Here is a 13,399-nt window from a genome sequence, read left to right as displayed (position 1 = left end):
GCTGCGTTGCGCTTCGCGATGGTTTCGCCGCTTAGTTTTGCCAGGCCTTTTAGCGCGCATCATGAATGTGTCGCGGAGCCATTTCGGCCCCGCGCCTTCAACTAGGAGATGAACATGACTGGAAAAGCAGAGCGTGCAAAAAATCGTCAAAAAACGTTGAAAGCCACTAGCAAGGCGGGGGCGAAAGCAGATTCGGCCCGAAGCTTCTTCAACGATGGTTATGACAAGGTGGTCGCTGCGACGCGGATGGGGGATCTCGATATGTTCAAAAATGGCGTGGCTGCGCTTGAATTAGCGGGTAGCTCGGTGTTTGAGGTTATGTTCGTGGATAAGGTCGATTTCTCTACTCTCAATGTCGGCGAGTTAGCCCTGCGTTACAGAAATGCTCCTGTGCTCACCGAACTGGTGAATGCAGCGATTGCTAGAGTTCGTCAGAAGCCACAAGATATTCGGCCTCTGAAGTTGTTGCTCGATACTTTGTCCTATAGCATCCAGGCTTCCAAAATAGAATATGGAGAGAGCGCTGAAGTGTGGTATTTCAGCTTTTTGGTTAAATGTATTCTTGAGTTGGGCATACGCGTGGAAGGTCCAGCACGGATAGGCTACCCTGGGAAAATTTGGGATCACGTTTGCGCTGAACGCACGGCCCAGGAAGAAAAAAGCGCCTTAGAGCTAGTGGTTGCGGCTCCCAGTCGGAAAGGTGCGTCGAGAGGCAGCTCTCGGCTTTGACGCGCGGTGATAGAGGGCCGTAATGAACGAGCGCACGTTTCAGCGCTCGTTTTTTTTGTCGTCGCTTGTGCTCTCATAGGCAGTGATTATTTTAGGAAACTAAACCGTCCACCGTCCTTGCGGAGATTTTTAGGCACCGGCCATTAAGCTGCAGTAGTGCATAGAACAAAAAATACTTATAAAAAGACGTTCTCTTCTAGATAACGTTGTATCATGGAAACTTAAACGGGCTAACGTATGCTGCTGGAAGCCTTCAAGTATTTCGGTGCACAGCTCCGTGTCAGCAATCACGAATTTGTAGGCTGTTTTCATGCGCGCCTAGCTTAGACACGCTTTTGCTCCCGTGGCTGCGACTTTTCGCAGCTTTTTTCGTTTACAGGCAATCGCTGCTTTTCTAACGGCCCCTCGGCCTTTTGAAAAATTACCAAAAAGTCATCATAAGAATCGAGAAATGCCGAACTCACTTGCATACCACGTTGTAGTAAATGCTCTTGAGGGAAGGGCCGGCTGGACGCCGATGAGCCGGTTTGTCTCGGCAGTGTCGCACGCGATCAGTGGCCACCTGCCGTATCAGCGCTACCATGCCGCCGGCCGCGCAAGAACGGCTGAGGGAGCTGGGGCCGGTGTCGTCGAGCGCATGGTCAACGACTTCCTCGCCACCGACATCAATCCAGGCTATCTGCTTCTCTCATCATTCCAACGCGAAGCCGACGTGCTTATTGCGTTCAACGCCTATAACCAGTCCGCGAATCTGGGCGTGCAGACCAGTCTTGGCGCTAATGGCTACGCACGGCGGCCAAGCAGCGCATCTCGTAATAGTCCGGCCAACGGCAATGGCAATGATGCCGGAAATGGCGGAAATGGAACGCTCACGGCTGGTCGAGACGATCCTGATAGCTGTCGCCAAGGCACGCTAGCGATTGTGGAGACCATGATGGCGACCACGCGGCGCAATGCGCAGTTGCCGAGCGGAGGAGAGAAGCGCAGCTTGACCACCACTGCAAAGATCCTGGGTGTGGAGGCGTCTGCTGCCGGCGAAGTGGCTCTGGTGTTTGAAAGCGAGGGGCACCTTCCCATCGCTAGTGTCGCCCGCAAGCTTGGTTGTCACCAGCGGACTTTGGAGCGCCGGTTGAGGGAGTCAAATATAACGGCCGAAGCGCTTAGACAAGCGTCGCGCTTGATTCGCGCATCGCATCGCCTTGCATCCTTGGATAGCCTTACGATGATTGCCTTTGACGAAGGTTTTTCTGATTTGGCCCACATGACCAGGGCATTTCAAACTGCATCAGGAATGCCTCCTAGTCTCATACGCAAGTTGATGCGCCTTAGCCAAAATCCATTGCCAGCGCTCTAAGCCCCAGTCTTTAATTGCCCGTCTTGTCATAAGCCTTTTATTGCTGATGGTTTCGACAACGTTGGGCTTTGATCGCCCTTGACGTGGGCGTTGACAGGCGTTAAAGCCCAACTCCTTCTTTATTCCTTTCCATTTCCACTTCTTCTTCCTCTTCTTTTTGCAGCCTACATAGTTCTATCTGATGGTGCGTAGAGCGCTCGCCAACGTTCGGGCGCGAACGGTGACTCCGCATGCGCGGGTTCCGCGTTTGCTCGCTGGTGTGCCATCTACGTCCGCCTATATCTACGCCGGATTCAACTCGCGAGCATTCGTTACTCCTCTTGCGCCACGCCTCGCGCTCCGCAGACATTCCATTTCGCAGTCCCTCGCTTGGGATGACATCTCGCTCTGAGGTCGATCTGATTTCAACAGCGTCAATTTCAATATCGTCAATATGGCCAATCTGTTTGCTGGTGTCGTATAGATTCAATCTTTTAGACAGCCGTTGCGTTATTTTTCTGGTTGTCGGAAAGCAAAGGAGTGCTTATCAGCGGCGCAGGAGTTTGCGCTCTTGATTTCAAGATTTTTTTGTATTTTTCTTCTGCTGCCCCGTTGAGGGAGTGTCGTGGAAAGAAGTTGTTGAGTGAAAGCGGCTTTTAGCCCTGTCCCGCAGGTAGCCGGCAGTGGCGCGCGTTTGATCGACGACGAATGCTCGGTCCTCTGGGGAAAGGCCGCTGAGATGGGCTTCAATGGCCGCGGCCTGGTCGGTTTTGCGATCGCTCGATGTCAGCAGCAATTCATCCATTCTGCAATCAAAGAGCTCTGCAAGCTCTGACAGGCGGGGGATTGATGGCAAGACGATGCCGCGCTCAAGTCGCGAGATGGCCTCATTGCCGATTCCCAAGCGCTCGGCAACATCCTCTTGCGTGAGGCCGACTCGGACTCTGTGGCTCGCGATGGCGGCGCCCACTGTTTGGGAAATTTTTTTGAGTCGTTGAGATTCCATGGGCATCCTTGTGATGGTTCAACCCAAATGGTGGCTACTAGGCTTATTTGTTTGAAGGACTTAAAAAGTTGAGTTTCAACTAAAATAGTTTATTATTTGGATGCATCACTTTTCTCTCCAAAGCAACGGCTCAGGAAGCTCAGGCGCTGCGATGCGCTAAATGTGGCATTCGAGACAAGAAAAATGGATGGAGAACCTTGAGGCGATGAGAGCACAGCAGAAGAGTTGCTATTCGCGATAAGCGAAGGCGGCTGCTGGACGTTTCCTTCCAATCAAGCAGATGGCGCCATGGCGGCCTCGTATAAGCCGGCTTCCAATTTATCGAGACCAGACCGCGAAACTCTGCGGCTGTTAAACAAGCAGAAAACGAAGGGTATGACAATGTCTAATGTTTCAAATAGCGAGCCGGTGCTGACGAAGTTTTGGCTCAAAGCGGGCTTTTCGATCTTGGCTCTTATGTTTCTCCCGGTTTTTATTGGGATACCGGCGGTAATAATTTTCTGGATATGGAGCATGGTGCGCCTAGGCCGGCAAAAAACCGCCTTTTACAACATGGCCTCTTCAAACATCAAGCCTGAGCAAAGTTTGGACGTTCTAGCTTTCGACGGGCCTGGAACCGTGGATGGCGACGCGAATGGTCCGGAATGGACCTACACATGTTCGCGATTCAGCTTGCATTTAGATTTTGAAAATGACACAGCGAGATTGTTATGCCATGACAAAAATGCATGCATAGAAGTTCGCTCGGCAAAAGAAGGCGAGGATCTTTTTGATCGGACTTTTCCTGCTTCTGATCTGTCTTGCAGTATTGCCAGAGGTAAAACAAAGCTGCCACGTTATCTCACTTATCTCAATGTATCGGTGTTTCAGCACCGTGCTGCAATGCACAGCGTGAAGGTTGAGTGGGATGGAGACTCACTGATCCGTAGCGGCTCATGTTCAATGCAAAGGACTTATTGGGAAACGGCCGATTACAGTATGGCTTCAAATAATGTTGACCCGGTCTTGGCGGAAGACTTCTGGCTTCACTGGCTCAATGTTGAAAAAAGGCTGGAGTTAATCAGCAAGGCAAGAGCAGATGTGGCCCTCGCAGCAGAACAAGATCGGATTGCATTGCAGATGGTTAATTTTCGCTCTGCATGGACTGCTGAGCGGGCGGTTAGCATGGAGCGGGTGAGCGAGCTTAAAAAGCAGGCTGGTCTCGGCGAGGCCTTGTCAGAGATCGCGCTTTATGAGAATGGATCACTTGCCTGGATTATCGCCGCAGACCGGAGCGGCAGTGCCGTTATCGAGCTGAACGGTGAAGTGTGGATGGGGTCTCTCAAGGAAGCTTGCGCGACTGCAAGCTTGGATGAAATTCCCGCAAAAGCTAATGGCGCTGCGCCCACATTTGCATTGGGAATAGTGGTCAAGGATGAGGAGTTTGAACGCTCGCATCTCCACAAGCGCCGCTTCCAGCTCATGGTGGGCTATTCGAAGGAGCAGATCACAACGTGGATCGATCGAATCGAAATCCTGGCCCGATAGCAAAGGCCTGCGTCAGCGCGCGCCGTCAAGTTCGTGCCTTGCCCTGCGACCGCGGCAAGCCCAGAGGCAATCACTGAATTGATGTGTTTTATTTAACTGTATAGGAATTATCATGCGAAAAATTTTATCCGCGCCTTTGATTGCGCTTATTCCATTTCTGCTTTCGGCATGCGCTAACACGGGCGGGCCGGCGGGTTCCAACGCCCAGCTTCAGCAGGCAATCAACACGGTGGGCGCGATGCTTAATGGGACTGTGCCGACTTCGGCAACCGCCACTAACCCAAATAGCCGGTCAGCAGCCCCCACTATCGCTGCCGGTGAAGGCACCCCCAAGGTAATCAGTGGGTCAAGAATTATCATTGACGGTCCTCGCCCGAAAGATCCTCGCTGGGTAGGAAAGTCGATCGAGAGCACTCCGCTCTACAAGCTGTTTGAGCGCTACCCGTTGGAGAGCTATGGGAATTACTGGCCACGCGTGAGTATCCATGTTGATGACTATTCTGAAACACTAGCGTCAAACGAGCATTCCAGCACCAGATATTCGCAATTAGCGAAGGAGGCGCGTCCGTTGGAGTGCATCAAATTCACTGCGATGATATGGACCTCAGAGAAGAAATCGCAGAAAGTTGAGGGTGTTGTGATTTGCAGCGTGGATATCAAGCCAGATGACAGATATTTGTCCATTGGCGCCATGCGCGCTTATCGCGGACTTATGTCTCCATCAATGTATTCTTCTCAGCAGCTCCGGACAGCAGGGCCACGAATTCCGGCGCAACTTTTGCCGCGCTCCACTGGGGAGGACGCTACATTTTATTCCAATGGCGATTACCTTTTTTCCTCCCTGTTCGTCAAACTGGGATACCAAGGGGCCATTGATGGGGATGCGCGGCTCTGGTTCGTCAACCTTACAAACGCGAAATTCTAGCTTTCATAGGGAACGGGCGTCCGAGGCGATTCGGAAGCCCGTTTTTTTATACACCTGACGCACCTTCGGTGTATGCAATGCGTATCGCCACCGGTGAAGGTTTCCAGCGGCTCGCCATCATGGTCTTGCGGATCGGTCGTTCTAATCATCCGCATCGAAAAATCTTCACGTTCGAGAATCTGTAACCTGCTGGGACTGGAACAGTGGCTCCGCACGGAGAGAATGGAGGACGCTTGCTTGTCGGTGTTGATATGATTGAAGCCATGCTACGATGATTCACCACACGAGATGAAGGCGATGGATGTTACCAGATCAATTTATGCGAGATGTCAGGGACCCAAGAGCATGGAGGCGTGAGAGTTCAATCATGAGAATTTCCGCTGAGGCGCTATGGGAGCGATTTGAGCATGCTCTCATCGAGTCCGTCAAAGGTGGAGTCGTGAACGACGAGGTTTTTGATATAGCTTTAGGCTACATGCAGTCGTCGAAGCTGCTTTATGGCCTAGCACTTGAAAATGCTTTAAAAGCCGAAATTGTTGATGTCAATCCCGAGGATATCGAGCTGAAAATCCAGCAGGATGGCGCAGGGAAAACGACGCGCGCTTATATCAAAAGCTTGGGTGTGTCCAATGGGCATGATCTCATCGCCTTAGCCGAGAAAGCTGGCATTTTTGGCCCAAAATTCTCGACGATTCTAATCGATGAAAGAAGTGCTTTCGCCTTTCGTGAGGTTTGCCGGCATCTGATGGAGATGGTGGTTTGGCAAGGGCGATATCCTGTGCCCATGAGCTCCAAAGAGCCGGTCATATTCGACAGGTCTTTACCTAGCAGTCTTCAAAACCACTATATCCGCGATATGCTTGACCCCATGCTCGACGCGTTGCAAATTCTGTCGCGAAGTATACCCTTGTCGTTGCCAACGTTTGAAGAGTTTCCCTGACAATCATCGCTGTATCTCAACTATCATTCGGCCAAAAATGGATTCAAAAGACTGTATTGCCTGCGGCGCCACTCAATTGCGTCTACCATGGAGATCCGATGCCATAGCGAAAGACTGACATGCTTTTTGATTTCTGGCGGGACTTTTCCATAGACGACAAGATGCATCCGCTTGATGTTCCACTGCTTGGCCAAAACGCCAGCGTTTTCCAGACGACGCTTCCGCCAGGTCATGTCAACGGAAGGCTTAAAGACGCTCCTGTGGTCGCCTGCTATCTCAACCCCGGGTATGAGGTGGAGGATTCGGAATTGGCGCAAAGCGACGATGCGAAGCGAGCGCTGTTCGAACAAATTCGTGGCGAGAGCAATTTTCCCATGCAGTTCGCAGGATGGCGCAAGTGGTATTTGGAAAGGGTAGGCAGGATTGATTTGCCGCCTGAGCAACTTGCCAGCACCGTTGCGGTGTTCAATGTCTTGGCATATGCATCAAAAAATTCAAAAAAGGTGAAGCGCTCGCTGGTTAAGAAACTGCCTAGCTGCATCATGGCTAGACGGCATCTCCATGAGGTGTTGATTCCAGAGGCTTTGCGCGGCGACAGGTTTCTGGTGATCGCGCGAGGCGCGTGGGCGTGGCAAATCGACCGCTCGATCGAGTGTGAAACGATTAGATTCGCCCCCAACCCTGTCGGCGGACACTTCGGTCCTGCCATCGGCGCAGAGATCACAAGATGGTTGGACTTCAAGAAACTAAGCGCACGTTAAAGGCTTTCCATTGTGTGCAGTTGCTTTACGAGAGCTTTTCATTATCGCGGTCCTGGGGACCAAAGGAATATGTCGCATTGGCATACATAGCCACGTCAAACGTTGCTACTGAGCGGGCCGGCGCATAGGCCACACGTCCTGCCGTTGAAATCCAATATTTGTTTTTAATAACGCTTAAAATTGCCAGAGTCTGGCCCAGCCAAGTTAGGCGGCCGCCACATGTCAAAACTCCATCGATTCTAGCTGCGCGCCTACTGCGCCGGCTTCGTCAGCATGAAAAGCCGTGGCCCGCCACGTTCCATCTTGCGTTGCTTGGCAAGCGAAGAAGGTATGCCGAAGCGGCGATGCGCTGATGGCCACGCACAATGGACCTGCTGGATCGATTCCAACAATCTCCACGCGAGCGCCAGTGCTGGCTTGGACGGCCCGACCGTCAATGTTCAGCATGTCGGCGTCGAAAGCCATGGACACCTTGCCTTTTGACTCGCGATCGATCTTAGTCTCGATCCAGGCAGCGCGCGTCAGCGCTAGGCGCCGGATGGGAAGACCAAATTGCTCCTCAGCCGTTCCGAGCCACATTGCCATGGAGATTGCCGCCTCCGGGCCGGGCCTCGCGGCGTCCAAAAGCTCGAGGACCGGGGCGAGGGCCTTGTTGAGCCCGGCGACCAGCGCTTCGATGCGTATTTGGGAATTTATCGTCGACGCCGCCAAAGTTTCGAAGCGTTGATCTATGTTCTGTCGCAGGGCGTCCAAGGCAGTGAATCCATCCGAAAATTCTGATAGATGCTCTACGATTTGATGCTCTTCCTTCAATTTCGATGACGCGATATAGGCTGCGAGCGCCTTGTGCGGAGACTCCTCATAGCCCAGCTTCTTGGCGATCGCCATGAGCAGCACCTTGCGCTCCTTGCTTAATCGTAGAAAGACTCCCTTCTGGTCCCATGGGTTGTTGCTGATTTCTGTAGCCGACATTTGGTTGCTCTCCTTTGATATCGAAATGTGTATCCCATGGGGCGGACATAGAAGACGCCTTTGTAAAGGACTTTTGCGAAAGATGCTTTTATTCAGCGTGGATGTTCGATATACGTTTCTAAGCTAGGCTTCTCAGATGTTTTCCAGGCGTTTTTGTATCTTGTATATGCCACCGGATGGTTCGCCGCATGTCTCTCGTTCAACGCATTACCCCCTCATTTACAACACTCATAGCAGCGCTCCTAGCATTCATCTCCCCCGTTCTCCGAACTGAAAAATCTCTATCGAACCAGACCTAACTCGAGCTCTCCAAGCAGGATGGCCGGTGGCCTTTTATATGGAACTTGCCCATGGACCGAGCCCGGAGAGCCAGTGTTGGAGTGCACAGCTAAACCTATGGGGGAAGAGGGCCGCCAGGTGGACAATGGAGAGAAGCGGATAGAGCATGGCGCTGGGGAGATGGCGCCGACATTGGCCATGATATTGGGACTGGTGATGCCGTTGGCAGTGGGGCCGAAAGGCCGAGAGTCCGAACGCATTCGCCGGATTGCCCTCGAAATGAGATTTCGGAACGATGTTGCCCAGCTTGGGGAAGATGCGCTCGCTGGCGCCTTTGGCGACTCATAATCGAGCGTGGTCCCCTTAGCGCGGCCGCGCCTCATGCCAAAGGCCAAGACATCAATTGCCTTGCTTCGTTCGCTTGGCGCTCCGTCCTGCTGTTGATGGGACTCGGGGTCGTCAGCTCCCAAGGCGCCAAGGTTTGCGAAAAGGGTGGTGGCGAAGCGGGAGCGGCTGGCGGCAACATAGCTCCATTCGCGATCCGCCATGCGTGGATTCACGAGGACATAGGCCGATTCGAATGTGCGCCCTTGGCTCTTGTGATTCGTCAGGCAAAAGGCATGGTCAAAGCGCCCCAACGACGCGGGTATGCGAACGATCTTTTCTTGGCGCTCGTTTGGCTCGTCGAGCTCTACCACGAGCATGACGCCGGCCGCGGCGCGCTCAATTACCGCAATGCTGGCCGCCACGCCATTTGAAATGCCCAGCGACCTGTCATTTTTGGTAAAGACGATTCGATCGCCAGGCGCGAAGCGCTTGATGTCGGTAGTGTCGTCGCGGTGGATGATCTCGGCCTCAATTCCATCCGCATCGCGAACGATGCCCCTTTCGATAAGAGTCGCCCGCGCCTTGGCATTGAGCTCCGCGACCTCGGCGCGCGTGCCGGCAATGATCGCCTTCTGCGGCAATGCGGCCTTGTCCTGGTCCCATGCCTCGATCAACTGGGCAACTGTGGCGGAGTGCCCCGAAACCAATTTAAGGCGTCCGCGCTCGTCAAGCATCTCCAAGCCGGCGCGTGCCTCGCCCGTGGCGAAGAGCTCCACGGCCTTGCGCATCCATTCGAAATCGTAGCGGTCCCTCCATTTTTCAAAGGCCCGCGCCAGCTTGGCGTCGCCCGAGCAAATCGATTCGAGGGCCTGCAGCCGCGCCTCCTCCGGCGCCTCGCGCAAGGCCTGGATTTGACTCTTCGACAGATTCCCGCGCGCTTCGAGCCAATTGAGCAGGGGGGAGAAGTCGGTCCGCTGTCTCTGGATGTTGGAAATCTCGGCCTTGCCGTGGCGGATGGCTAGCGCCCGAAAGATCCCGCCCGCGTCAATAGGCTGCAACTGCTTGGCATCGCCGACCGAGACCAGCTTCGCGCCGGCCTTGATGGCCTCGGCTTGCAGGAGGCCAAACTCGCGCGATCCGACCATGCCAGCCTCGTCGAGGATCAAGATGCTTTTGGAATCGAGTTTCATTCTGCCCTTCTGAAGCGACAGGAGCAGGCTGGCGATCGTGCGCGAAGGGATGTCCGCCTCTCGCGCCAGGTTCAAGCTCGCCGCGGCCGACTGGCAGCAGCCAGAAACGTTAAACCCTGCGGCCGCATATGCCACGCCCAAGGCTTTCAAGAGCGTCGTCTTGCCCGTGCCTGCCCATCCCTCCACAAAGGCATGCCTGCCAGTGTCGCAGGCGATGTGCAGGGCCGCGGCGCGCTGTTGGTCCAGGGAGACGCCGACTCCCAGCTTGTCTTTGAGCTCCTGTTCCAGGCGGTCGAACTCATGGCCGACGATGGAGCGGGCGACCTGGTGCGATCGATCCAAGGAGAGCCGCTCCACCGAGGCGCTGATCGAGGCTTCAAGATCTAGGGTGGCCTTCGAAGTGAAGATCTCTGTGAGATGCTCAGTGCGGCCCAGCTGAACGACATTGTAGTGAGCCAGGAACTTTTCGAGCTCCGCCAGGCATTCCTCCGCGTTCCAGTGGCCCATGGCCTTTTCGCAGACGAGGGCGAGGGCGTCTTGGGCGGTCGCGCACGATTGGCTCTCCAAAAGCTCGGCCAAGACTGCATCGCGATCAATTTTAAAAGGTGTTTCAATGTCAGGCTGCGCAGGCTTGTCGTAGCCGGTTCGCATCGAGGCGACGGCTTCTGGCGTCAAGCCCAGCTTTGCGGCCATTTCCTTGAAGCTTTCAAGTAGAACCGGCAGCGAGGGCTCGGCCTTGGCGGAGCGGGTGTTGAGGGCGGCAATTTCCCGCGCGACAGCGCCATCCGCTTCAAGCATGCCGCATTCGCGCACATATTCTGCAATTTGCTTGGAGCGCGTCGACATGGCATCCCGTTGTGCCTGGTCGATTCCGCGAATTGTAAAGTAGGGGCCTGCTGGCTCCACTTCGAAGCCAAGGCGCCGCAGCCGGCTCGCGAGCTCGACGCGAAAGAGAATGCCGGTGGCAATCTTCGCCTCAAACTGGGCGCGGTGTTCCAAGGCGCTCCATTCCTCGCTATTTTTGCGATTGGCCAAGTTGAAGAAGAAGCCGTGGATATGCAACTGAGGTTCGCCGGCGCGGCTGCTGAAATGCGTATAGCATGCTGAAATCGTGGCCCCCGCCTGCTGCTTTACTCTGCCGCCTTGGCCGTGCCTGGTGATCGAGTGTTTCTCAACATGGGCCAGAGCGCTTTTTGCCGAGTCCTGCAAGCAAGCGATGAGCACGTCGCGCGTCCCTCTGTCTGCGGCGGCAAATATCGCGGAAACATCCTTGACCGCCGAGAAGGTCATGTCGAGCCCCATGACATGGTTGTCGCCGGCTCCCTTGACCAATGCCTCTCCGGTAAGCGGATGGAATCCTTTGGCCAAGCGTTCTACATGCTCGCGCTCTGCCAGGCCGGAGAGCCCAAGCAGCGGTGCTCCGCCACCGGCCCAGAATGGCGGCGGCCCCAAGTCCTCATCCCGACCCCGAGCATAATCGTCAAAGTCTCCCCGCTGGCGTGTGGTATCAGTGGGGCCTCCAAGATAATGAAGGTAGCCCTTGGCGCCGTGCCCCTTCCTAGCTTGGTTCGATGCAGAATTTATTTTCGTGATTGAAAGCAAATGACACCTCCCTATTGAATAGCAAGCTGGCTCGCTTTTGGCGCTTTGCTTTTCAAATTTCTTTGCTCAGAAAGGGGCGAAAACAAGGGTGGCTGGGAAGCCACCCCAAGCTGAGCGTTAATCCATCCGTTCGGCGAGCTCATCGCCCCTAAGATTTGCGTATCGGACCAGCATGGACAGATCGCTATGGCCAACAATCGCCATGATTTCAAAGACTGACAGCTTGCGCTTGTAGAGCACCATCCGACTGATCGCTTCGTGGCGAAGGTCATGGAATCTAAAATCAATCAGTCCCGTCTTTTTCACGAACTTGTGGAACCCTGCGGAGACGCTAAGCGGCTGGCCTAGCCGGTGAAATACACGGGTATTGCCATCAAGTGCTTCGCTCTCCAGTTCCCTCATATAGTCTAATGCCAAGGAGGAAAGTGGAACAGCGCGCTCCTTATTACACTTGGTTTTGGCGGCAGGTATGGTCCACAACTTCCTAGGTAGTTCAAATTCGGCCCAATCCGCGAGAACGAGCTCTTGAAGGCGAGCACCTGTCTCCATGGCTAGTCGCATTAGTAGGAGCCATTGCGTTTTTGAGGGGGCTCCGTGTTTGGCAAGGGTCGCCTCTAGACGTATTTGCTCTTCTGCAGAAAGCCTTCGTGAACGCTTGTTTTCCCAATGCTTGGGGAAGTGTTTTTTTGAAAAGTTGAGTTCAGGGGTGGGAATATTTAAACTCTCGGCCCTCCACTTGCAGGCATTCGCCATGATCTGCAAATGAATAAAAATTGTCGCGTAGGAGAAAACGGTTTTTCGGTTTGTTTTTTCCCTTCGCAGACGTTCGACGTATTTTTTGTTCCAAGAAGATGTGATTTGATGCAGAGAATTACCGCCAATGCGGCGGACAAATTTTATAATCGTCGGTAGATTTCGCTTTTGTCTGTCAGGCGAATCGCTGCTGTCGAGGTATTTTTCCAAAATATCGACCAAGCTCTCATCAAGCAAACCTTCAAGTGATGCTTGCTTTGGCTTAAGGCGCGCCTTTCTCTTTTCTTCTATAAGTGCAAGCTTTTTTAGCTCGCACTCTACGCGCTGCGCGAACTCATCCGCTTTATCCCGGGTTTCAAAAGTTTTTGTTACGGTTTGTTGTCCCTTGACTCTAACCGTTGCTTGCCAGGTGCTTGGTTTGTTCTTGCGTGGTCGTTCTACGATGGTGGCCATTTTTTTCTCCTTGGTTTGGCTTCGAAAGTGGATCTGTTCATTGCCGACGAGAGGGCTTTTCAGCCGCCCGTTTGTCAGGGCTTAGAACAGCATTCTTGCAGCGCGCTCGTGGCGCTGCCATCCGCGTAGAACCGATCTCGTAAACGACCAGAGCTTGCAAGGGTTTGCGGATACGCTTTCTTTTGAAGCATTGTCAAAATATCTACTGCCACTGGCACCAAATTCCTGCTAGAAAGACAGAAAACACGTTCCGTTGCAACAAAATATGGCCTTTTGAGCACCAAAACGTCTTGTATTGCACATTTTTTGGAGTATTTAGAGCAAATGTTTTTCCCGCTGCAGTCCGCTGCAGCGGAAAAGTTTCGGACAAGCGGTATTTATCGACACATCCTTAGATCTGGTCGAGCGTTGGTTTTCGTTTATCGCACGGGGTTTGGATTCCAATAAATTCGCGGCGATGGCGCCGCGGAAGCTTGGAACTGGGTATATAGGCTAGACGCGGCTTGCCCAAGGCAAGGCCGCAGTCGACGGTCTTTTATTTTTATATTTATTAACATCTATAGATGTGGGCCGTGCGTCCCAGTTAAACCCGAGGACCTTCC

General features: G+C 53.6%; 10 protein-coding genes. 6 read left to right on the top strand and 4 right to left on the bottom strand.

The genetic code is table 11. The features are described 5' to 3' along the window. Positions 1 to 114 precede the first annotated feature (114 nt). Both ACQ4W7_RS04450 and ACQ4W7_RS04445 read left to right on the top strand, forming a co-directional pair. On the top strand, positions 115 to 729 hold the full coding sequence (locus ACQ4W7_RS04450; protein ID WP_436528759.1) for a hypothetical protein: 615 nt from the start codon (positions 115 to 117) through the stop codon (positions 727 to 729). 343 nt (positions 730 to 1,072) lie between these two features. Next, positions 1,073 to 2,083 (top strand): helix-turn-helix domain-containing protein, encoded by a 1,011-nt coding sequence (locus tag ACQ4W7_RS04445; protein ID WP_436528757.1) that lies wholly within the window; start codon positions 1,073 to 1,075, stop codon positions 2,081 to 2,083. A gap of 556 nt (positions 2,084 to 2,639) precedes the next feature. Here ACQ4W7_RS04445 and ACQ4W7_RS04440 read toward each other — a convergent pair. Next, positions 2,640 to 3,068, bottom strand: a complete 429-nt coding sequence (locus ACQ4W7_RS04440; RefSeq protein ID WP_436528755.1) for a helix-turn-helix domain-containing protein — start codon at positions 3,066 to 3,068, stop codon at positions 2,640 to 2,642. A gap of 225 nt (positions 3,069 to 3,293) precedes the next feature. Between ACQ4W7_RS04440 and ACQ4W7_RS04435 the strand changes: the two genes are divergently transcribed. The 4 genes from ACQ4W7_RS04435 to ACQ4W7_RS04420 all read left to right on the top strand — a co-directional run bounded on the left by ACQ4W7_RS04435 (position 3,294) and on the right by ACQ4W7_RS04420 (position 7,221). Further along, positions 3,294 to 4,595 (top strand): hypothetical protein, encoded by a 1,302-nt coding sequence (locus ACQ4W7_RS04435; protein WP_436528753.1) that lies wholly within the window; start codon positions 3,294 to 3,296, stop codon positions 4,593 to 4,595. Positions 4,596 to 4,707: 112 nt separating this feature from the next. Next, complete coding sequence (locus tag ACQ4W7_RS04430; protein WP_436528751.1) at positions 4,708 to 5,520, top strand: hypothetical protein; 813 nt, start codon at positions 4,708 to 4,710, stop codon at positions 5,518 to 5,520. Between the two features lie 367 nt (positions 5,521 to 5,887). After that, positions 5,888 to 6,460, top strand: a complete 573-nt coding sequence (locus tag ACQ4W7_RS04425) for a hypothetical protein (protein ID WP_436528749.1) — start codon at positions 5,888 to 5,890, stop codon at positions 6,458 to 6,460. 119 nt (positions 6,461 to 6,579) lie between these two features. After that, positions 6,580 to 7,221 carry a hypothetical protein gene (locus ACQ4W7_RS04420; protein ID WP_436528747.1) on the top strand — a complete coding sequence of 214 codons (642 nt, stop codon included), beginning with the start codon at positions 6,580 to 6,582 and terminating at the stop codon, positions 7,219 to 7,221. Between the two features lie 222 nt (positions 7,222 to 7,443). On the opposite strand, the gene ACQ4W7_RS04415 is transcribed toward ACQ4W7_RS04420, so the two are convergent. The 3 genes from ACQ4W7_RS04415 to ACQ4W7_RS04405 form a co-directional block, all read right to left on the bottom strand. Beyond that, a complete protein-coding gene (locus ACQ4W7_RS04415; protein WP_436528745.1) occupies positions 7,444 to 8,193 on the bottom strand; it encodes a hypothetical protein in 750 nt (249 codons plus the stop codon). Between the two features lie 281 nt (positions 8,194 to 8,474). After that, a complete protein-coding gene (gene mobF, locus ACQ4W7_RS04410; protein WP_436528743.1) occupies positions 8,475 to 11,591 on the bottom strand; it encodes a MobF family relaxase in 3,117 nt (1,038 codons plus the stop codon). A gap of 117 nt (positions 11,592 to 11,708) precedes the next feature. Next, positions 11,709 to 12,797: an integrase gene (locus ACQ4W7_RS04405; protein WP_436528741.1), complete on the bottom strand. Its 1,089-nt coding sequence runs from the start codon at positions 12,795 to 12,797 to the stop codon at positions 11,709 to 11,711. Positions 12,798 to 13,399: the final 602 nt, after the last annotated feature.

The sequence above is a fragment of the Janthinobacterium algoris genome, assembly GCF_051380935.1.
GTDB lineage: Bacteria > Pseudomonadota > Gammaproteobacteria > Burkholderiales > Burkholderiaceae_D > Janthinobacterium.
The sequence above is the reverse complement of the archived record's forward strand: the minus strand, read 5'-3'. Positions and strand labels throughout refer to the sequence as shown.